The organism is Corynebacterium sp. HMSC035E02, from assembly GCF_001836065.1.
In the GTDB taxonomy this organism is placed as follows: domain Bacteria; phylum Actinomycetota; class Actinomycetes; order Mycobacteriales; family Mycobacteriaceae; genus Corynebacterium; species Corynebacterium hiratae.
The window spans coordinates 43,798-65,281 of the sequence record NZ_KV827290.1; the positions used below are offsets into that span (position 1 = coordinate 43,798).

A 21,484-nucleotide genomic window follows, 5' to 3' on the forward strand; every position below is an offset into this window, starting at 1 on the left:
TAAGGAAACCGCAGCCCCAGCTGGAAAACACCGATAGACGGCGCCTAATCTTTTCCGAGGCACACGTGATAAATCGATAGTCGAACCGGGCCCGCGAGGCTTTCCCAATTGCCCGCACCACACCTTGGGTAGTGATGGCATTCCCCCGGCGCGTGTGAGATTGAGAGACCTCTTTACCTTATGTGGAAACGCGCAGTGACCATTTCCATGGCCTTCATCGGCGTCGTCGTCGGCGCCGGCTTTGCCTCTGGCCAGGAAGCACTCCAGTACTTCGTGGCTTTCGGAAACATGGGCCTGTGGGGCGTACTCCTCGCCTCCGCCCTCATGATTATTACTGGTGTAGCAATTCTGCAGCTTGGCTCCTACTTCCAGGCCGATGAGCACACGGCAGTGTACGACAACATTAGTGGGCCCATCGTCTCCCGGATCCTGGACTGGGGCACACTGGCCACGTTGTTCTCCATCGGCTTCGTCATGTTCGCCGGTGGTGGCTCCACCATCAGCCAGCAGTTCGAGGGTGTGCCCATCTGGGTGGGCGGCGCTATTATGCTCGTGCTCGTCCTGCTGGTAGGCCTCCTCGACGTGGATAAGGTCAGTAACGTCATCGGCGCGATTACGCCCTTCATCATTATCTTCGTGGTCCTGGCCACCGGCTACACCATCATCGTGACCGACGTGGATTGGTCCCAAGCCAATGAGTTTGCTGTCAACAACGTCGAGAGTCCGCTCAGCAACTGGTGGCTGGCTGCGCTGAACTACACCGGCCTCAACGTCATGTGCGCGGTCTCGATGTCCATCGTCATCGGCGGCAACATCCTGGATAACCGTGCCGTCGGTGTTGGCGGCCTCATCGGTGGCTTCTTCTACCTGCTTCTGCTTGCCCTCCTCGTGGTTTCCCTCTACATGGTGGCGCCGGAAGTCTACAAGCAGGACCTGCCGGTGCTGACGCTGATCAACCACGTGAACCCGGCTCTGGGTTACTTCATGACCTTCATCATCTACGGCATGGTCTTCAACACCGCTATCGGCATGTTCTACGCCATGGGCAAGCGCCTGACCCGCAAGAAGCCGAAGCTCTTCTACCCCGTCTACGCGGGCGCCTGTGTTGTCGGCTTCATCCTCTCCTTCATCGGCTTCAAGCAGCTGGTCTCCAGCGTCTACCCGATTCTGGGTTGGATTGGCCTGCTCATGATTGCCGTCATGGTCATCACCTGGATTACCCAGCGCGACAAGATCACCTCCGAGTCTGACCGCCGCGTGCGCGCCCGCACCTTGGTTAAGCGCCGCCTTGACCCGCGCGAGCACTTCACCAAGAAGAACGAGCGCGAGCTGCGCAAGCTGGCAGCGGCCTCCAACATGGAAACTGAAGAGTTCGTCTCGACCGTTGCCGATGAGATCCACGAGGAGCTCGAGGCCGACGATGAGATTGAATACGACCGCGAGGACCCGGAACCCTCTGTGACCTTCGTGGAGCACACGAAGCCCGAGGTGCCGAAGGACTAGCCCTTCCGCACACCCCCTTTCCCATTACTCACAAAAAGTCCGCCCCCAGATATCACTCTGGGGGCGGACTTTTCTTATTTATGCGGGTTCTAAAACTCGCTGCAGCTTTGCTTTAGACCAGCAGCTCCGCAATCTGAATGGTGTTGAGCGCGGCGCCCTTGCGCAGGTTATCGCCGGAGACTACGAAGACAAGGCCCTTGTTGTCCTCGACCGTCTGGTCTTGGCGGATGCGACCGACCAAGGAGAGGTCGATGCCGGCTGCCGCCAGCGGGGTCGGCACATCGACGACCTTGACGCCCGGTGCGGACGACAGCACCTCGCGGGCCTGTTCCGGGGTAATCGGCTTCTCAAACTCCGCGTGCACCACCATGGTGTGGCCGGTGAACACCGGGATGCGCACGCACGTACCGGAGACCTTGAGCTCCGGGATGCCCAGGATCTTGCGGGACTCGTTGCGCAGCTTTTGCTCCTCGTCGGTTTCTTCCGTGCCATCATCGACGAGGTTGCCGGCCAGCGGCAGCGCGTTGTACGCAATCGGGGCGACGTAGGGGCCCAGATCCTCCTCGGAGACCTCGAGCGCCGAGCCATCGTGAACGAGCTCAACGTTGCGGTCGCCGATGGACGCTACTTGCTTAACCAGGGTTTCCACGCCTGCCAGGCCTGAGCCGGAAACGGCCTGGTAGGAGGCGACGCGCATGGTGGTGAGACCGGCGGCGTCGTGAAGCGCCTTCGTGACCGGCATTATCGCCATGGTCGTGCAGTTCGGGTTCGCGATGATGCCCTTCGGGGTGTTGCTCTTCTCCTCCGGGTTTACCTCCGAGACGATGAGCGGCACGTCCGGGTCCTTGCGCCATGCAGAGGAGTTATCCACCACGATGGCGCCGGCCTCGGCGAAGAGCGGCGCATACTGCTTGGAGGTGGAACCGCCGGCGGAGAACACGGCGACGTCGATCCCAGCGAGGCTTTCTACGGTCTGCTCTGCCAGGTCTTCCACGACGATCTTCTCCTCGCGGAAGGTGAGCTCCTGGCCCGCCGAGCGCGCAGAGGCGAAGAAGCGGACCGTCTCGGCCGGGAAGTTGCGCTCCTCCAAGAGGGTGCGCATCACGCGGCCGACCTGGCCGGTGGCGCCTACTACTGCAACAGTGGTCATGACCTTTACTCCTTAAGTTTTAGCGTCCGGTACCAGCATAAACGGTGGCCTCTTCCTCGCCACCCAGCTGGAACTTCTCGTGCAAAGCAATGGCTGCCTTATCGAGGTCCGCCTCGCGCGTCAGCACGGAAATGCGGATCTCAGAGGTGGAGATGAGCTCCATGTTGACCCCTGCGTCACGCAATGCCTCCGTGAAGTCCGCGGTGACACCGGGGTGGGACTTCATACCGGCACCGACCAGGGAAACCTTGCCCACTTGGTCGTCGTACAGCACGTTGGCCCAGTGGCCGTCTTCCTTGAGCTTGGCCAGAATCTCCATTGCCTTCGGCCCATCCGAGCGCGGGCAGGTGAAGGTGATGTCGGTCGTGCCGGACTCCAGGGAGGAGACGTTCTGAAGGACCATGTCGATGTTGATCTCGGCATCTGCAATAGCGCGGAACACCTTGGCGGCCTCACCCGGGCGGTCCGGGATTCCCAGGACGGTGACCTTGGCCTCGGAGCGGTCGGTTGCGATGCCGGTTAGTACTGCTTCTTCCACGGGGATATCCTCCATTGAACCGGCGATGAGCGTGCCGGGGTCGTTTGAATAAGACGAGCGAACTCGAAGGGGAACGTTGAACGCGCGGGCGTATTCGACGCTGCGCAGGACCAGAATCTTAGAGCCCACGGCGGCCAACTCGAGCATCTCCTCGAAGGAGAGCTGCTCGAGCTTCTGGGCGTTGTGAACGATGCGGGGATCAGCGGTGTAGACGCCGTCGACATCGGAGTAAATCTCACACACATCGGCCTTGAGCGCTGCCGCCAACGCCACCGCGGTCGTGTCCGATCCGCCACGGCCGAGGGTGGTGACATCGCGCGATTCCTTGTTGACGCCCTGGAAACCCGCGACGATGCAGATTTTGCCTGCATCCAGCGCCTCGGTAAGGCGGCCCGGGGTGACGTCGACGATGCGGGCGTTACCGTGACGCTCAGTGGTGAGCACGCCGGCCTGGGAGCCGGTAAAAGACTGAGCCTGCGCACCGAGGGACTCCACTGCCATGGCGACGAGTGCATTAGAGATGCGCTCGCCGGCGGTCAGCAGCATGTCCATCTCACGCTGGGGCGGGACGGGGTTGACCTGGGCGGCGAGGTCTAGGAGCTCATCGGTGGTATCTCCCATGGCGGAGCACACGACAACCACGTCGTTGCCCTGTTTCTTCGTCGCCACAATGCGCTCCGCCACCGCGCGAATGCGCTCTGCGCTTTCGAGGGAGGATCCCCCGTATTTCTGTACGACTAGGGCCACTGACGGTCCCACCTTTCCTGTTTGTGAGGGCCATTACCTGTTCACCGCCCAATACCTATAGACCGGCAGTCAACTCCTTTAGACTACCGCCCTTTGGCTACCATCGAAACACGTGCTGGATATTAATTCCAGGTAAGGTGGAAACGATGCTTTCAAACCTGGTTGCCGTTGCTTTCGCACTGGCCTCGGCACTAGTCGTGGCCTGGGGCACTGTCATACGCCACCGCATCGTGTTGGACGCCAGCTCCAGGACCGTCATGCGCACCGCAATTCGCACTCCCCTGTGGTGGATTGGCACCGGAGCCGCCGTCGCTGCCTATGCCTTGCAGCTCATCGCACTCCACTTCGGCACGCTGCTCATCGTTCAGCCCATCCTCGTCCTGTCCCTCATGTTCACGCTGCCGCTCGCCGCGTGGTATTCCCGGCGGCCGATGCCGGCGCGGGAGGTCTTCTGGTGCCTGGCACTGACCGTCGCAGTGGGCATCATGGTGGTCTATGGGCGCCCCACCGCAGGCTTGACGACGCCCAGCTGGTCCCAGTGGTGGCCCGCCTTCGCCCTCGGCGCGCTGACACTCGCCGCACTCTTTGTGGCGGCCTATAACCGGCCGGAGGAATCTGCACTCGCGCTCGGCAGCGCCTGCGGCATCCTCTACGGCTACGTGGCGCTCGTAGCGAAAGCGGTGGTTGACGTCCTCTCCCACCAAGGCATCGCAGCATTGCTAGCGAGCTGGGAGCTGTACGTGCTCATAGGGCTGGCGGCTGCCGGCACGGTGATCCAGCAGTATTCCTTCCACGCCGGCGCTCTTGCGCATTCCCTTCCCGCGATGACCATCATGGAACCCATCGTGGCTTTCGGCCTGGGTTACTGGGTCCTGGGCGAGAAATTCCAGGTCGAGAGCATCGCGGGCTGGTGCGTGATGGGGGCTTCGCTCATCATCATGATCGCCGCCACGATCGTCCTGTCACGCATTCCGGTCAACCCGGGAAGCACGCGGCTCGCGGAACAAAGCCCGCACTAGATCGCCCACTCAAAGACCACCAGCATGTAGGCGGAGAACCACGCCGACCACAGGACCCATGCGCCACAGGCAGCCCACAGCATGCGTGGACGCCACGCTGTGGCGGCGCGCACAACCCACGGCAGCACCAGAATGATCGCGGGCAGGAGAAGTCGCGGGCGCGAGTGCATAATGCCGTCGGAAAGCAGCACATTCGCACATAACGCAGCGCTAAACCACCAGGCGACCGGGTTAACCTTCCCCCAGGCCGCGATGAGCAACACGGGGGCACCGAGGATCACCAGCACGGTGAGCAGGTAGCCCACATCGTTGTTCTCCGTCAAGGTTTCCCACACGAACCGCACGGTGGCAACGCCCCCGTCGAAGGTGGAGTTCCAGTGTTCGGTTTGGATGCCGAAGTAACCGCCGGCCTCCGCCAAGTAACGCTGTGTCCACAGCAAGTACCCCGGCAGCGGGAGCGACGCCACGATCAGACTGAGCCACGCCTGCCAGGAACGCCGCCCGTAAAGGAGCACCCACAGGCCAAAAACTGCCAGGAAGTCCACAGAGGTCAGCCGGACAAAGGACAAGGCGATGCCGAAAGCTGCAGCGCTCCACCAATCGCGTTCATCCAGCGCCACGAGCCCCCACACCACAAGGGCCCCGAAGAGGGCTTCCGTATAGGGCATGGAAAACACAATGGACATCGGAGCGCTGCTGACCACGATGGCCGCGGCGCATTGCCCACGGCGCCCTGCCCCCAGGCGCTGCGCTAGGACCATGACTCCAGCAGCCATCACCGCGGTAAAAAGAGTATTCACAAGGAGGGCAGCTACCTCAAGGCTGATCCCGGTCCACCCCAGAACCCGCAACAGTATGGGGAAACCCGGAAAGAAAGCCATAGTGATTTCATGGACCGGCCCATCCGTATGGATGTCCGCATCGAAATAACCGACGCGCGCAATCTCCAGGTAGTACTTAGAGTCCCAGGCCGTGAGCTGATCCCACAGCTCCTGCTCGTTGACGGCTGCGATGCCGCTCAGCACAGCGATGCGCACTGCAGTGCCCACTACCGCGACCAGCACGGCCATGGGCAGCAGCGAAAGTACCCCTGGCGCGCCTTCAGGGGTCGGGGCGGCATCCGGTTCCTTGCCCGGCGCGGTCTTCTTCCCAGGTTCCGGAGCAGTCGTCATGGTGTTTTCTTCAGGCACGCAACACATCCTAGCCACCCGCGACCCCATCCCAGTATGTGAAACCAGTTGCCGCAGAGTGGGAAGCGTTGTATTGTGGCTCACATGACTTTGCGGCACACTCTTCTCCTTAGTAGCCGCGGCGGGATTTAGGTTTGTAACTCTACGGCCAGCGCCCCGTCGCGGAGCGTGGTGATGCCAACACACACCACAGCTGGCCGTCCCCACAATTCACTACATCGTTGCTCATCACAGCAACGCGGCGAAACAAACGCCTCAGGCCACACACAAGGAAGAGAACAAACACCATGTCCCCCAATGATTCTTTCATCTCCGCTCCCCGCGAAATCACCACCCCGGCCGGCCCGCGCAACGAGAACCAGCCCGCCTGGAATAAGCAGCGCGGCTCCTCGATGCCGGTCCACCGCTACCAGAGCTTCGCCCAGGAGGTCGAGCCCGTCACGCTGCCGGACCGCACGTGGCCGGATAAGAAGATTACTGTGGCCCCGCAGTGGTGTGCGGTGGATCTGCGCGATGGGAACCAGGCCCTGATTGATCCGATGTCCCCGCAGCGCAAGCACCGCATGTTCGACCTGCTGGTAGCCATGGGTTACAAGGAGATCGAAGTGGGCTTCCCCTCCGCTTCCCAAACGGACTTCGACTTTGTCCGCGAGATCATTGAGGGCAATAAGATCCCCGAAGACGTCACCATCCAGGTCTTGGTCCAGGCCCGCGAGCACCTGATTCGGCGTACCTTCGAGGCGTGCCAGGGCGCGAAGAACGTCATCGTGCACTTCTACAACTCCACCTCGAAACTGCAGCGCCGCGTGGTATTCCGCAAGGACCGCCCAGCCATTAAGAAACTGGCGACGGACGCCGCGGAGCTCATCAAGAGCATTGCCAAGGATTACCCGGATACCAATTGGCGCTGGGAGTACTCGCCGGAATCCTTCACGGGAACCGAGCTGGACTTCGCCGTCGAGGTCTGCGATGCCGTCGTCGACATCATGGAGGCCACCCCGGACAACCCCATGATCATCAACCTGCCGTCCACGGTGGAGATGATTAGCCCGAACGTGTACGCCGACCAGATCGAGTGGATGCACCGCAACTTTGCCAAGCGCGACTCCATCATTCTGTCACTGCACCCCCATAACGATCGCGGCGAGGGCATTGCCGCCGCCGAGCTGGGCTACATGGCCGGCGCAGATCGCATCGAAGGCTGCCTGTTCGGCAACGGTGAGCGAACCGGCAACGTAGACATCGTCACGCTGGGTCTGAATATGCTCACCCAGGGCGTGGACCCGCAGATCGATTTCTCCGATCTGCCCAAGATCCGCGAGACGGTGGAGTACTGCAACCAGCTGCGTGTACCGGAGCGCCACCCCTACGGCGGCGAGCTGGTGTTCACGGCCTTCTCCGGCTCCCACCAGGATGCCATCAACAAGGGCCTGGATGCCCTGGCCCAGGAGGTACGCCCCGGCGCCAACAACACCGAGGTGTCGTGGGAGGAACTGCAGGAAACCACCTGGGAGGTTCCCTACCTGCCCATCGACCCGAAGGATGTCGGCCGCGATTACCAAGCAGTCATCCGCGTCAACTCGCAGTCCGGCAAGGGCGGCGTAGCCTACATCATGAAGACCGACCATGGCATCAACATGCCGCGCGCCATGCAGGCGGAGTTCTCCTCCGTCGTGCAGGCCGTGACCGACGCCGAAGGTGGCGAGGTCAACTCCAAGAACATGTGGGACATCTTCGCCAACGAATTCCTGGAGCGCACCTCCCCGCTGGAGCTGGTCTCCTTCCAGGTGGACAACTCCACCACAGAGGGCGAGGACGCCAAGGTAACCGCGACCATCGTCTTCAACGGTGAGAAGCGCGTCATCTCCGGCATCGGCAATGGCCCCATCGCCGCATACGCTAATGCCCTGGAGGACGTCGGAATCGACTTCGAGGTCATCGATTACTCCCAGCAATCCCGCACTGCTGGCGACGACGCTGAGGCCGCCTGCTACATCGCCGCCGAGGTTAACGGTGCCCAGGTATGGGGCGCGGGCATCGCTGGCTCCACCACGCGCGCGTCCATCAACGCGATTACGTCCGCAGTCAACCGCGCAGACTAAGCCCAGGCAAAGCCAGGCTAAACAACAGTGCAGCTAGGGAGGGAGGAGCAAGTTCCTCCCTCCCAGCACCCGAGCTTCAAGCTATGTGCGAAAACTCCTGGTCACAATATCCTGCTGAATGCGCTTTCTTGTAGGCCAGAACTCAGAACGATATAGTAAAGCAGCATAACTGCACTGCAATAAAGATTTTTCAAGCATTTCGTACGGCTAGTCAACGCTTCAGTCTGGGCTTCGGCGTTCCCAATGCTCACGGCAGACCCGCCCAGCCGCATGCATCCGACGTGGTCCACTCAGCGAAGGCGAGCAATATGATGGTCACTAACTATGTGGTTCCTCACCACGGGTTTGGCACACCACGTCGCCTGACGGTTGACACCGTAAACCCGGAGATGTTCCTGCAGCTGTTATCGCTAGCTGAAAGCAGTCATCTCCCCGTCACTTTGAGTGGACACTCAAGTACTGGATTCCGCGTCCAACACGACGAAGACATCGTGGGCGTGATCCCCGCCTCCCAAGCCGCTGATTACACGGAGCTGGACTGGATCATCGGTGCGGGGCTGAACCCACAAGCCACCGCAGAGATCACACTCCGCGAGGATGCGGCGGAAGAAACCATTCCTGCTTTCGAGGTCCTACTCCCAGAGCCTGGCCTGTGCGTGCCGCTCAATATTCCCCCGGCTCAGCGGTGGGGCATGCTCAGTGGCCAGCGCGCCTTGCACATCACCGAGTTTGCAGTCCCATCCAGTTCCCTGCCGACGCACCCTGCGCACCTCCTTGTGCGCTTGACCAACAACCGACACTTTTTCCGTCGCTCCATCGAGGTCCACCTTGATGACGAACTCGTCGCCACTATTCCGCGGAAGCGGGCTCCATGGTTGAGCGACACCATCGCGGGATTCAATCACGAGGGACTCATCGCAGTCGCCCGTGCATATTTCATATCGGATGGACAACCAGCCCTCACCATCTATTCCGAGGAAGGCACACCGGAAAGCCACTTCGCCGTGGGGACCGCCGGTATCATCGCTGCCGCCGCGAGCGCAGCGGCCGTGAAGGTCGCCAACACTGGCAAGGCCCACGCAGCCAGCCTTCCAGCCGGCGGATTTGAGGCGACCGGCGCAGCGAAGACCGCCGGTACTGCTGCCACGCAGAGTGCACAAGCCCTGTCCCTCAACTCTGCCGGGGCGGTTGCCGTGACCGGAACAAAGATCGCTGCGGCTAGCACTGGGCTCAAGCTAGCTTGTGCTGCCGGCGTTGCCGTCGTAGTCGGCGGGGCTGCGAACTTCGTACCTTCCGGGAATTCTTCAGGTTCTTCCCACGATCACCGCGCTGAATCGGCTTTTGAGGAAAACCCCCTCGTTGTGTCCACTTCACACTCTGCCGATGCTGACGCCACTGAGGACAAGGCCTCCGACGTCGCGGACACTGCGGACATTGTGGCTGCAGACGCCCACCTCCCCGAGGAGCGGACTGATACAGACGTTGCGCAAGCGCTTAGCTCGACTGATTTTTCCGAGTCCACAGAGCCTACAGAACCAGCAGAACCCACGGAGCCCGCTGAACCCACGGAACGTACACCACTGCCCGCTGCCAAGGAGACTTCTACGCCACCGCACGCGGATCACCTGCCGCATACAGCACCGACATCAATACCTCGGACCACCGCTCCCACAGCGGAGGAGCTCGACGCTCCGGAGGATCGCCACACCGAGGCGTCCCCCGCTCCCAGTTCCAGCCCTAGGAGCACCGAAAACAGCACAGAATCAACCACTTCACATGAGGCCAGTCGCTCCGCAGAGCCGCCAACCACCACGCACCCGCTGAGCACTACTCCGCGGCCGCGCACGACGCCGCCGATCCACGTGCCCCGCCCCACCCCACAAACTCAGGCGACCCCGTCGCCGACTGTGGTGACGACTACGCCGAAGACACCGGCTGAACCCACGCCCTCCACGTCAAAGGCTGCTCCCACCACCACTCCGGTGGGCGCGGAGCGAACCGCGCCTCACGACGAACCAACTGGCCCGAGCACGCCGCCGGCCACCACCAAGCCGAAGCCAACTAGCAAGCCCAAGCCCACCACTCAGCCTCAGCCCACCAGAAAGCCCGAGCCGACTAAAGAGCCCGAGCCCAGCCGCGAGCCTGACCCCACTCCCGAGCAATCCGACCGCGGCGGCTGGGTCATCATCATCGACTTTGGCTAGTCCGCAGCGTGCTTACCTTCACCGCGACTCAGTGGATACAACCCCCCTCTCGTGTGCCCTTTCCAGCTTCCTCGCAGTTGGGTACTAAACTGTGAACAATGACTACGACACCCGGCCCCACCGAGCCTGCAGCGCAGCTCAGCGCTGCAGAGACGCCGGCCGCGGCGTCACCACACACCGGCGCCCCTAAGCCGGGCCCGCGCCCCCACCAGGCAGATAAGAAGCAGACCGATAGGGAGCACAAGGCCTCTGCCCGCGAGGAAGCTCTCGCCGCCTTTCCCTACGTGGCGCTGACCATCCAAACCACCGGAATCCACCCTTCGACCGGCCGCCTGCTCACCGTGGATGCGTTGACTCTCAACGCCGCTGGGGAGATCGGCCAGGAATTCCACGCCGTCATCAACCCAGGCGCAGACCCCGGACCGCGGCACCTCCACGGGTTAAGCGTCGAAGAAATCCAGGCTGGGCAGTCTTTCTCCATGCTGCTCAAGCCCCTGGACCGGCTCATTGATGGCCGCACGCTCATCGTCCACGACACCCCTTATACCTGGGGATTCATCGTCTCCGAAGCGCGCCGTGCGATGACCGCCGCTGCCCGCCAGAACCGCGCGCGCAATCGCAACCGGGGAAAGGGCCGACGCCGCCGCTTCAAGGTAGGACACGTCCCCACCCCAGTCGCCATCGTGGATACCCTCGCCACCGCCCGCCGCCAAAGCGTGTGGGGCACCGACATCCGCTTGGCGGCCGTCGCGCGTGACACCGGCCTTTCTGCACCCGACCCCACGGCCAGCGTCGAGCGTGCACAGAGAGCAGAAAAAGATACCTCCCGCAAAGCAACCCGCCTGCTCGTGGATCTCTACCGCGCGCAAAGCGCTGGCCCACTCAGCAGTGCAGCACCGGATGACCTGCGAGCGGATCGTTTTGGGCTCCAGCGCTCCCACGTCCGCGTCGACGCTGCTGAAGCACCCCGCCAGCATCACAACCCCGGTCCGTATGTGCCCGGCAAGGAGCTCATCCGCGGCATGGAGATCGTTGTCGCCCCGGAGATCACCGAGGATCCCGACACCATCATTGCCGCACTCGCCCGGGAAGAGCTCAACTACTCAGAAAAACTCACCCGGGAGACTTCCCTGGTGGTCTGCAATATCACCACGGACCTCGTGGGCAAGCCCATGCATGCCCACCGCAAGAACATTCCCCTGATGTCCGACACCGCTTTCCTCGCGGCCCTCGAGCGCATCGAGGAACCCACGGAACCCGAAGAGCAGTCCACATCTGGTGGGGCGGGCAACTCAGGGAGGCGCCAGGGCGAGGGACGCTCCGGTGGGCAGTCCAACCGCAACCGCTCCACGAACAAGAATCGCCGCCGCTCCCGCCGTAAATCTTCCGGTAATCATCAGCCCGCTAAACAAGGGCACAACGATAAGAAGAACCAGAACCCTTCAACCGAGGGTTCCGCAGGCGACAAGCCTGCTCACTCGGGATCGGCTACCAACCAAGGTTCGCAGGGCTCTGGCAACAACAACCGAAACAAGGGCGGAAACCACGGGCGTCGGCGTCGCCGACGCGGTGGACGCGGCCGCCGCGGTAATGGCAACCAACAGGGCCAACAAAACTCAGGACACAACCGCTCCCGCAACACCGATAGCTAGCGTCCCCCGACTACCCTGGGGAACATGAATTTTAACTTCCGAAGCGCGTTCTCCTCCGCGCGCACTGCGGTTGCCACCACCGCTGCGACGCTGGCTACCACTGCCTCGCGCGCCACGGGCCGCGGCGCCGGCGGCATGATTGGCGGGCTCATCGCCAACGCCATCGACCCCACCATCATGCAGAACCTAGCCAAGCAGCGCCCAGCCATCCTGGTGACCGGAACCAACGGTAAATCCACCACCACGCGCATGCTTGCCGCTGCTGTGCGCACCGAGCACTCCGTGGCCACCAATGATGGCGGCGACAACATGGACGCCGGAATCATCTCCGCGCTTCTGGCAGGCAAGGACGCGAGCCATTTGGTCCTCGAGGTCGACGAGCTCCACGTGCCCCACGTCGCGGATAACCTCAATCCCACCGCGCTGGTGTTGTTGAACCTCTCACGCGACCAACTGGACCGCGTGGGCGAAATTAACAAGATCGAGCGGGCCCTGCGCGACGCAGTCGAGGCGCACCCCGACATGCTCATCATCGCCAACTGCGATGACGTGCTCATGACCTCCGTGGCCTATGACGCGAAGAACGTCATCTGGGTTTCCGCCGGTGCCGGCTGGATGGGTGAATCCGTCACTTGCCCGCGCACCGGAGGACACATCGTGCGCGAGGGCGAGGACTGGCACGCGGTCAAGCCGCTTGCCGACGGCCGCGAATTCCGCCGCCCCACACCCACCTGGGCAGTAACAAAGGAAGGACTGGTGAGCCCGAAGGGCGTCGACAAGCTCCAGCTGGCCCTGCCGGGGCAGGCCAACCGCGGCAATGCCGCCCAAGCCGTCGCCGCTGCGGTCGAAGCTTTCGGCGTGGACCGCCACAAGGCCATTGCCGCTGCCGAAGGCGTCGATGATGTGGCCGGGCGCTATTCCACCGTCACGCTAGGAAACCGCACTATCCGCCTGCTCCTGGCGAAGAACCCCGCCGGCTGGCAGGAGGCACTGTCCATGGTGGACCGCGAGGCCGATGGCCTGGTCATCGCCACCAACGGCCACGTGGCCGACGGTATTGATATGTCCTGGCTGTGGGACGTGCGCTTCGAGGACTTCGACGATCTGCCAGTCAAGGCTGCGGGTGAGCGCGGCACCGACCTCGCGGTGCGTTTGGTCTATGCGGATATCTCGCACGAGCTCATCCCGGATCCCCTCACCGCCATTCAGTCCTGCCCGGAGGGCCGCATCGAGGTGCTGGCCAACTACACCGCCTTCCGTGATCTGAAGAAGGCCCTCACCGCCGCAGCAGCAAAGGAGCATTCGAATGACTAGCCTGCAGATTGGCCTCATCCTCCCCGATATCCTGGGCACCTACGGCGATGACGGTAACGCCCTCGTGCTGCGCCAACGCGCCCGCATGCGCGGACTCGAGGCAGAGATCGTGCCCATCAAGCTGGGTGAGCCGGTGCCGGAGTCCCTCGACGTCTACACCCTGGGCGGTGGCGAGGACACCGCACAGATTCTCGCCGCGGAGCACCTCATTGCTGACGGTGGCTTGACCCGCGCGGCGGCCGCTAAGCGCCCAATTCTGGCGATTTGCGCAGGCTTGCAGGTGCTCGGCGAATCCTTCCGCGCGTCCGGCCGCGTGGTGGATGGCGTGGGGCTTATCGACGCCACCACGGCCTCCATGACCGAGCGCGCCATCGGCGAGGTAGCCACCGAGCCAACCCAGGCTGGCATTACTGCTGAGCTCACCGAGCCTCTCACCGGTTTTGAAAACCACATGGGTGCCACCATCCTGGGACCTGCCGCCCAGCCGCTGGGAACGCTCACACGCGGAACCGGCAATGCGGATACCGCTGCCATCCTGGACCTCTCCGACAGGGCCGTCCAGCGCGGCGCCGAGGGCGCGGTACAGGGCAGTGTCATCGCCACCTACATGCACGGTCCGGTCCTGGCGCGCAACCCGCAGCTGGCGGACCTGTTGCTGGCTAAGGCCATGGGAATCGCACTCAGCGAACTCGAGCCCTTAGACATTCCGGCTATTGACCAGCTACGCACCGAGCGCTTTAACGCCTCGGAGCCGCCGCGCTCGCAGCGCTAGATATCAACAGAAGTAACTAACTGAACCTATTGACCAGAATCTTCGGTACACGGTACAGTAAGCAACGGACGCACCAAGGTGCTCCACTTCCGAAGCTCGTGTGAACAACACGAGCTTTCGCGTATCCAGGGGGGAAGATGTACATCGGATATTTTGACGAATTTGGACATAACGGGGCTTATGTCTCCCGCACCGATCCGAATTATAAAACTCACCCCGTCTTTGGAATTGGTGGGTTCATTATCCCAGCCGACAATATTCGGCAGCTCTCAGGAGCATTTCGCAGAATTAAAGAACGCGGACTCAAAGCCGAAATTGACGCTAAGGTCATCGCAAAAGGTCGCCCTGTAGAACGCTGGGAAAAGAAAGGGGCCGCGCTTCTGACGACACAGAACGTAAAGAAATACCGTGAAGTCCGAAGCATGATAAACCGCGTACTCAACACACTTGAGAAACTCAACGCACAAATCATTTTCTACGGCCAAGAAAAGCCACGGGGCACCAACGAAGATACTGGCGAAGACGAACGATCACGTTATGACCACGCCATGAAACAACTTATTCAGCGTGTCAATTGGTCGCTGGCTGAAAACCAACGGTATCTCATGGTGCTCGACAAGCAGGGGCCCAAAGAACGTATGGATATCTTCGCATCAAGCGCCGCGTTTATGTTCTCCCACCAAGATGCAGACAAACTCCTTGAACCACCGCTCGAAGTAGAAAGCCATCTTTACCAAACAGTTCAGTGCGCAGATTGGATCTGCGCACTTCTTGGCAGAATTTCAGCCTACAAATATGACCCAGATTTCAAGGATTTCGATTGGGCAATCAAGTACTTCGGGAACAGACTAGCCCATGCAAGTAGCCCCCACAGCAAGATTCGTGCTGCGGGCACTGGTCGGGACGTTTATGCGAATCATCTTGGCAGCTACCGCAGTTGTTTTTCCACAACCGAAATCCCCATGAGTCCTACCGGCATGGAAGCTCTGGAGAAAAAGTTCAACGGTTAATTCTCTGTTTCCTGAAGCGTCGGTTTAAACAGTCAGGCGGCCGCTCAACGCACGCGAGAGCGTCAGCTCATCAACAAACTCAAGGTCGCCTCCCAGCGGCATGCCGGAGGCCAGGCGCGTGATCTTCAGTCCCGGGAAGTCCCGCAGCAAGCGCACGAGGTAGGCTGCAGTGGCCTCGCCCTCGGTATTGGGATCGGTGGCGAGGATGACCTCGGTGATGTCCGGAGAGTCGTCGTAAAGCGGCTCTTCCGGGGTGGAATCAGCAAGCTCTCGGTCCGGTAGCACGCCGCCGAGGCGCTGCAGCAGCTGCGAGATGTTGAGGTCCTTCGGCCCCACATTCGCCAGCGGGTCGAGCGCGCCACCCAGCACATGGTAGCGGCCGTCATATTCGCCGGTGCGCTCGATGACCTGGATGTCCTTGGGCTCTTCCACCACGCAGATGGTGGAGGCATCGCGCTGCGAATTGATGCAAATGCGGCAGACTTCTTCGCGGGAAATATTGCAGCAGATGCGGCAGAACGTCACGCCATCGCGTACTGCTCCCAGCGCCTTTTGGAGGCGGTCAATCTCCTCTGGGTCCTGATGCAACACGTGGAAGGCGATGCGTTGCGCTGACTTCGGGCCAATACCCGGCAGGCGCGAGAACTCATCGATGAGATCCTGCAATGGTCCTTCAAACACGCAATGCTCCCCTCACTCAACAACCCCTCAGACCTCGACGGCCGGGGACACAATAAAAGGCCGCGCTGCTCTCCACGAAGAGAGCAACAACGGCCTTTAAGTCTAACGCGCGGATTACTGGTTGCCGCCGAAGACATCCTGGAAGGACGGACCATCGTAGTTCTGCTGGGACTGGCCCATGCCCTGGGACAGCGGGCCAATCTTCTCCTGGGCCAGGCGGCCAGCAGCAGCGTGGGCCTCCTTGAAGGCACCAACGATGAGGTCCTGGAGGGTATCGATGTCCTCCGGGTCGACCACGGACTTATCGATGGTAACGTTCTGCAGCTCAGCGCCGCCGGTCATGGTGACCTTCACCAAGCCGTTGCCGGCGGTGCCTTCAACGGTGGAGGCCAGGATCTCTTCCTGTGCCTTCTGCAGTTCTGCCTGGACGCGGGCTGCCTGCGCCAGGATCTCGTTCATGTCATTTGCCTGCTGCATCGGGTCGTTCTCAGTCATGCTAAAAATCCTTTCACACGATTATTTTCACTACGCGCCAAGTGTACAGATGCCACGCTAGAGCCGCCGCGCTCCCAACTCCTGTGCGAGGAGCTCCATGGCCACCTCCGTGGCGTTGCGGTGGTCCATCTCGCCGGCATTCTGCGCGGCCTCCATCATCTCGCGCTCCTCATCCGCGCGGGTGTACTCCGGCTGCGGAGCGGGAGCTTGCTGAGGCACAGGCTGCTGCGGCGCGGCAGGCGCTTGGCCTGCGCTTTCCGACGCCCCACCCATCCCCGCCGGCGGACCGTACTCCTCCGGTGGGGCTTCGAATTCGCCTTCCTCCGGGCCTGGCTCCGGCGGCAGTGGAACGCCGTTGCCAAACTTGGGAACTTTGGAAAACTCTTCGTCCCGCTGGGCCGCTACTTGGCTCGCTTGCGCGATGCGTGATCGCCATTGGCTACCACGGGCCTCCCTCTTTGGGGGCACCATCGCCCCGCGCGGGGCGACGTCCGGACGTTGTGGTTCTGCCGGCGGCTGCGACTCAGCTGCCTCACGCGGCTGTTCCGTCGTCGTTTCAGACGACGGAGCCTGCTGCCCAATCTGGCGCGGCGCGCCCCACGGGTCATCGCTAGCGTTGCTGGGTTCCTTCGCCTCGGACTCGCTGGGCTTGTCTACTTCTTCAGATTCTGTTGCTGCCGCGGAAGCAGGCACAGTGTCGGAAGAGTGCGAATCAGTAGCGTTGTCCGGAGTCTCCGGACTCTCTGCCTCCTCGTCGGGCTCGGCGGCCTCGCGTGGTGGCTGGTTGGGGTTCCACTGGGTGCGCTGGGCTGGTTCAGCCACCGTGAAGCCGTGGGCCTTCGGGTCGGTGCCGATGACGCACGTGACCTTCAGGTTGCGGTTGAGCTCTTCCTTAAGGACGGTAACGATGACCTCGTTGGTGCCTGGCGAGTTGATGCGTTCCGCCAGCGCGCCGGTGGTGTGGCCAAGAACCAAGGTGTCATCACGCACGCCGAGGACACGGGCTTCGGCGAGCATGATTTCAGCGACCTTGTTCCGGCGCCCAATCGTCGCCCGCAGGTCAGACCAACGCCCGCGAATTTCCGCGGCTGGGTCTTGAGGCTGCTCGGGCTCAGGCTGCTGTTCTTGTGGCTGTCCTTGAGCCTGTTCTTGCCGTTCTTGTAGTTCCGGCTGTTCCGCTTCCTGCGGTTGTTCGTGCTGCTCCTGTTGCTGGTGCTCCGGTCGCTCTTGGTGCTGCTCAGGCTGCTCTGACTGCGGCTCAGGCTGCGCCTCCGGCTGTGCAGGGCGCTCCACCGGTGCCTGAGGCTGCGCAGCCTCAGGGGTTGGGGTCTGCTGCGTCTGCTGGGCTGCTTCTTGAGTCCTTTCGACCTGCTGTGGTTGCTGTTGCTGGGCCTCCTGCTTTGCCGCCTGTCGGCTGCGACGCTGCGCAATGATGGCCGCGGCAGCGGCCGCGGGATCCTGGGCGCTAGCGACCGCAGATTGCTGGCGTTGCGCAGGCGGAGTTCCCTGCCCAGCGGGAGCGGAAGGCTGCACGCCCGCCCCCTGCGGGGCAGCAGTGGGCATCTGACCGGAGGCTGCCGCTGCAGGCCCCGAGCCAACGATGAGGTGCGCACACAGAATTTCTAGGAGCAGCCGTGGGGACGTCGCACCACGAAGGGAGGACACGCGCTCGTTGACGGTTTCCGCCAAGTAGGCCAGCTGTGGGCCGGAGAAGCGTTGCGCCTGGGCAGTGAGGATCTCACCGCGGTCAGTCGGCGCAGAGACTAACCCCTCCTCCAACGCTGAAGGGACGGCCTGCAGGATCATCAAATCCCGCAAACGATCCAAAAGGTCAATGGCAAAGCGGCGAGGGTCGTGGCCGGCCTCAATGACATCGTCGACAAGCCGGAAGAGCCCAGCCTTATCCTGGTTCGCCAGGGATTCAACCGTGTTATCCAACAAGCCTACGTCCGTAACACCCAGAAGTGGACGGGCCACGTCGTAGGTCAGCCCATCGGGGCCTGCGCCCGCCAACAGCTGGTCCAGGATGGACAAGGTATCGCGGGGCGAACCGCCGCCGGCCTGGATGACCATGGGGTACACGGTGTCATCCACGTGGACGTTCTCCGAGGCCACGGTGCGCTCCAGCAGCCCCTTCATCGCCGGCGGAGTCAACAGGCGGAAGGGATAGTGGTGGGTACGCGAACGGATGGTGCCGATGATCTTCTCCGGCTCCGTCGTGGCAAAAATGAAGATCACGTGCTCCGGCGGCTCCTCGACAACCTTGAGCAAGGCGTTCGCACCGGAGGCGGAAATCATGTGGGCCTCATCGATGATGAAGATGCGGTAGCGCGACTCCGCCGGCGCGTAGTAGGCGCGGTCACGCAACTCACGCATGTCCTCGACACCATTGTGAGAGGCGGCGTCGAGCTCCGTGACATCCAAGTTGCCCGGCCCACCCGGGGCCAGCGAGACGCAAGAGTCACACTGCCCGCACGGCGTTGACGTTGGCCCCTGCTCACAGTTCAGCGAGCGGGCCATGATGCGCGCGGACGACGTCTTTCCGCAGCCACGCGGGCCGGAAAAGAGGTACGCATGGTTAATGCGCCCTGCGTCGAGGGCAGCGGATAAAGGCGTGGTGACCTGCTCTTGGCCTACCACTTCCGCGAAAGTTGCTGGACGATATTTCCGGTAAAGAGCCACGGTTAGTCAGTGTAGCGCCTCAACCCGACACGTCACTCCGAGCGCTGCCAATCCAGCAGATCGATGCCTTGCTCTGCCACCGCCTGCTGCAGCGCCGGCACGCCTTCCTCGACGGCGTAGGCATACTCGGCGTCGCTCAGCATGAGCAGTTGGCACACCAGCGTTAGGCGGCCCTCCTCCGCCACCTGCGGGGTCTGGCCGCCCCACAGGTACGGGGCGATGAGCATGCCATGACGCACGCTCAAGTGAGCGAAGCGCTCATCGTCTTCAGCAAAGAGCTTGGGCAAGAGCAGGCCCGGTTGCGCGGGCAACAAGCCTGCGGCTTCCGTGAGCAACGCTGCCGCAGCACTCACTGCGGCAGCCACCTCCACCTGCCCGGTGCGGGCGACGGTGAGGAGCTCACAGCGCACGTCGATGCTTTGCTCGGCGTGCGCTAGCCCGGTGTCGACGGCGGCAAACTCACACGTGACGGCGAGGGACTGATCCCCCTCCAGTGAGGCTAAGCCCAGGCGCTGCCCCTCGACGTTTTTAAACTCGAGGTCAGCCGGGATGATCTGGTCAAGCCAGTAGGCCGTCTCGTCGGAGTTGATTGCCTTATACCCCCAGCTTCTCTAGTGCGGCGAGCAGCACACAGGTGGCCACGCCATCCATGGCTGCCTCAACTTCTTCCTGCGGGGGCAGGGACGGAGCCAAGCGAATGTTGTGGTCCTTCTCGTCCTCGCCGTATGGGTACGCCGAACCAGCCTGGGTCAGGAGAATGCCGGCGTCACGGGCCAGCTCCCACACGCGGGTGGCGGTGCCCTCCATCACGTTGAGGGAGATGAAGTAGCCGCCCTTGGGGTGGGTCCAGTCCGCGATCTCATGGTGGGTGAGGTTCTTATCCAGGATGCGAAGAACCGCCTCGAACTTCGGCGCCAGCAGCGCAGCGTGGCGGCGCATAACCGCGCGCACGCCTTCGGCGGAACCGAAGAACTCGTAGTGCGCAAGCTGGTTGATCTTGTTCGGGCCAATGCCGCGGATACCGGCGTGCTCCAGGTACCACTCGAGGTTATCTTCGGAGGAACCGAAGAAGCTCACTCCGGAGCCAGCGAAGGTGATCTTCGACGACGAGGACATAGCCCAGAAGCGGTCCGGGTTTCCTTCCTGTTCCGCAATCTCCAAAATCGGCAGAACCTCCGGGAAGTCCTCGGTCAGTGTGTGCACGGCATAAGCGTTGTCCCACACGATGCGGAAGTCCGGTGCGCCGGTCTCCATCGCAGCGAGGCGGCGGGTCTTCTCTTCCGAGATGACGGCACCCGTGGGGTTGGAGAACATCGGCACAACCCACATGCCCTTAACCTGCGGGTCCTTGGCCAGCTCCTCGACTGCTTCGATGTCCGGGCCATCTTCTTCCATCGGCACCGAAATCAGCTCGAAGCCGAAGGACTCCGTGATGGCGAAGTGGCGGTCATATCCCGGGGTGGGGCAGATCCACTTGATGGTCTCTTCCTTGGACCACGGCTTCTCAGAGCTGTTGGTGCCGAAGGTGTAGGCCCACAGGATGAGGTCATACATGATGTTCAGGGAGGAAGAGTCCGCCGCAATGAGGAGCTCCGGATCCATGTTGGTGAGCTTGCCCCACAGATCGCGCAGCTCCTTGATGCCCTTCTGGTTGCCGTAGTTGCGCAGGTCATTACCCGCAGCATCGGTGTAGTGGCCGCGCCCCGGCAGAACGAGCAGATCGTTGGACAGATCAAGCTGCGCCTTGGACGGCTTACCGCGGGTCAAGTCAAGATCCAACCCCTCAGCCTTGAGGGCCTCGTAGTCCTTGCGCACCTGCGCGGCAAGCTCATCAAGCTCGGACTTTTCAAGATTAAGAAGAGACATCCGTCTTCCTTCCGGGACGTAGTGCGGACATATGGCAACCATACTAACGCCCCGTCACATCCCCCGTGTGAAAGCACACAAATAAAAAGGGGACCCCGCGCACCCGCCAGAGCCTCCTGACCCTTGCTGCATTCCTGCCCTGGGGGAGTTCAGAGGATGGACGCCACGCGGAATCCTGCGGTCTAGCCTAGCGCGCCTTGCTTGCCGACGCCAAACCGCTCCCCCACCACCCAGCTCCCCACTCCGCTTCCAAGCGCGCTTTCCGCCTCAAGCCACTACATCCTTAACTTTTTCGCCCTGACCTGGCGATTTTGCTTCATTAGGGGGCTCATGTAATGTTTTCCAGCGGAGGATTCGACTAGCGGCCTATGTCACACGCCTGGAACGCGTGCGGGAGTCACATCCCTCAGGGGTTCAAATCCCCTATCCTCCGCCACTGGGAAGTCCCCCTGGATGTCATCATCCAGGGGGACTTCTTCTTTATCCGGAGCCAAGCCCCCGTTTCACCACGTATAGAACTCCAAGATGTGGCTTAAGGGACATTTCGTGTGGATTTGCG

The 21,484-nt window shown here is 62.1% G+C and carries 15 protein-coding genes, 1 tRNA gene, 1 other RNA gene and 1 pseudogene; 9 read left to right on the forward strand and 9 right to left on the reverse strand.

The window, feature by feature from the left end; translation table 11 throughout:
- Window positions 1–180: 180 nt before the first annotated feature.
- Window positions 181–1,503, forward strand: coding sequence for a YkvI family membrane protein (locus HMPREF2635_RS00245; protein ID WP_070821056.1), 1,323 nt, complete (start codon window positions 181–183; stop codon window positions 1,501–1,503).
- 112 nt (window positions 1,504–1,615) lie between these two features.
- On the opposite strand, the gene HMPREF2635_RS00250 is transcribed toward HMPREF2635_RS00245, so the two are convergent.
- On the reverse strand, window positions 1,616–2,653 hold the full coding sequence (locus tag HMPREF2635_RS00250) for an aspartate-semialdehyde dehydrogenase (protein WP_070821057.1): 1,038 nt from the start codon (window positions 2,651–2,653) through the stop codon (window positions 1,616–1,618).
- A gap of 19 nt (window positions 2,654–2,672) precedes the next feature.
- A complete protein-coding gene (locus tag HMPREF2635_RS00255) occupies window positions 2,673–3,938 on the reverse strand; it encodes an aspartate kinase (RefSeq protein ID WP_070754914.1) in 1,266 nt (421 codons plus the stop codon).
- Between the two features lie 146 nt (window positions 3,939–4,084).
- Here HMPREF2635_RS00255 and HMPREF2635_RS00260 point away from each other — a divergent pair, with 146 nt between their 5' ends.
- A complete protein-coding gene (locus HMPREF2635_RS00260) occupies window positions 4,085–4,957 on the forward strand; it encodes a DMT family transporter (RefSeq protein ID WP_070510593.1) in 873 nt (290 codons plus the stop codon).
- Here HMPREF2635_RS00260 and HMPREF2635_RS00265 read toward each other — a convergent pair.
- The gene (locus HMPREF2635_RS00265; protein ID WP_049157827.1) at window positions 4,954–6,156 is read right to left on the reverse strand and encodes a mannosyltransferase family protein; all 1,203 of its coding nucleotides are present in this window, start codon (window positions 6,154–6,156) and stop codon (window positions 4,954–4,956) included. The two genes, HMPREF2635_RS00260 and HMPREF2635_RS00265, sit on opposite strands and share 4 nt — an antisense overlap.
- Window positions 6,157–6,434: 278 nt before the next feature.
- On the opposite strand from HMPREF2635_RS00265, the gene leuA reads away from it, so the two are divergent.
- The 6 genes and pseudogenes from leuA (at window position 6,435) to HMPREF2635_RS00295 (ending at window position 15,201) form a co-directional block, all read left to right on the forward strand.
- Entirely contained in the window at window positions 6,435–8,249 is a 1,815-nt protein-coding gene (gene leuA / locus HMPREF2635_RS00270; RefSeq protein WP_070821058.1) for a 2-isopropylmalate synthase, read from the forward strand.
- Window positions 8,250–8,557: 308 nt separating this feature from the next.
- Entirely contained in the window at window positions 8,558–10,453 is a 1,896-nt protein-coding gene (locus tag HMPREF2635_RS00275) for a hypothetical protein (RefSeq protein ID WP_141761660.1), read from the forward strand.
- Window positions 10,454–10,551: 98 nt separating this feature from the next.
- Window positions 10,552–11,718: pseudogene (locus HMPREF2635_RS00280) on the forward strand (DNA polymerase III subunit epsilon); the annotation flags it as partial.
- 411 nt (window positions 11,719–12,129) lie between these two features.
- Entirely contained in the window at window positions 12,130–13,419 is a 1,290-nt protein-coding gene (locus tag HMPREF2635_RS00285; protein ID WP_070821061.1) for a Mur ligase family protein, read from the forward strand.
- Window positions 13,412–14,191, forward strand: coding sequence for a type 1 glutamine amidotransferase (locus tag HMPREF2635_RS00290; protein ID WP_070821062.1), 780 nt, complete (start codon window positions 13,412–13,414; stop codon window positions 14,189–14,191). Before HMPREF2635_RS00285 ends, HMPREF2635_RS00290 begins: the two co-directional genes overlap by 8 nt.
- Before the next feature lie 137 nt (window positions 14,192–14,328).
- A complete protein-coding gene (locus tag HMPREF2635_RS00295; protein WP_070509687.1) occupies window positions 14,329–15,201 on the forward strand; it encodes a DUF3800 domain-containing protein in 873 nt (290 codons plus the stop codon).
- A 24-nt stretch (window positions 15,202–15,225) separates the two neighbouring features.
- Here HMPREF2635_RS00295 and recR read toward each other — a convergent pair whose 3' ends face one another.
- The 6 genes from recR to ffs form a co-directional block, all read right to left on the reverse strand.
- Window positions 15,226–15,882, reverse strand: coding sequence for a recombination mediator RecR (gene recR, locus HMPREF2635_RS00300; RefSeq protein WP_010190001.1), 657 nt, complete (start codon window positions 15,880–15,882; stop codon window positions 15,226–15,228).
- Between the two features lie 114 nt (window positions 15,883–15,996).
- On the reverse strand, window positions 15,997–16,377 hold the full coding sequence (locus tag HMPREF2635_RS00305; RefSeq protein WP_046648833.1) for a YbaB/EbfC family nucleoid-associated protein: 381 nt from the start codon (window positions 16,375–16,377) through the stop codon (window positions 15,997–15,999).
- A 57-nt stretch (window positions 16,378–16,434) separates the two neighbouring features.
- Window positions 16,435–19,059 (reverse strand): DNA polymerase III subunit gamma and tau, encoded by a 2,625-nt coding sequence (locus HMPREF2635_RS00310; RefSeq protein WP_070509684.1) that lies wholly within the window; start codon window positions 19,057–19,059, stop codon window positions 16,435–16,437.
- Window positions 19,060–19,091: 32 nt separating this feature from the next.
- Window positions 19,092–19,469: a suppressor of fused domain protein gene (locus tag HMPREF2635_RS00315; protein WP_232751585.1), complete on the reverse strand. Its 378-nt coding sequence runs from the start codon at window positions 19,467–19,469 to the stop codon at window positions 19,092–19,094.
- A 184-nt stretch (window positions 19,470–19,653) separates the two neighbouring features.
- Window positions 19,654–20,925 (reverse strand): aspartate aminotransferase type Ic, encoded by a 1,272-nt coding sequence (locus HMPREF2635_RS00320; protein ID WP_046648836.1) that lies wholly within the window; start codon window positions 20,923–20,925, stop codon window positions 19,654–19,656.
- 81 nt (window positions 20,926–21,006) lie between these two features.
- An RNA gene (gene ffs / locus HMPREF2635_RS00325) (signal recognition particle sRNA small type) lies at window positions 21,007–21,105 on the reverse strand.
- 167 nt (window positions 21,106–21,272) lie between these two features.
- Between ffs and HMPREF2635_RS00330 the strand changes: the two genes are divergently transcribed.
- Window positions 21,273–21,361: transfer RNA gene (locus HMPREF2635_RS00330), tRNA-Ser, on the forward strand.
- The last annotated feature ends 123 nt before the right edge of the window (window positions 21,362–21,484 follow it).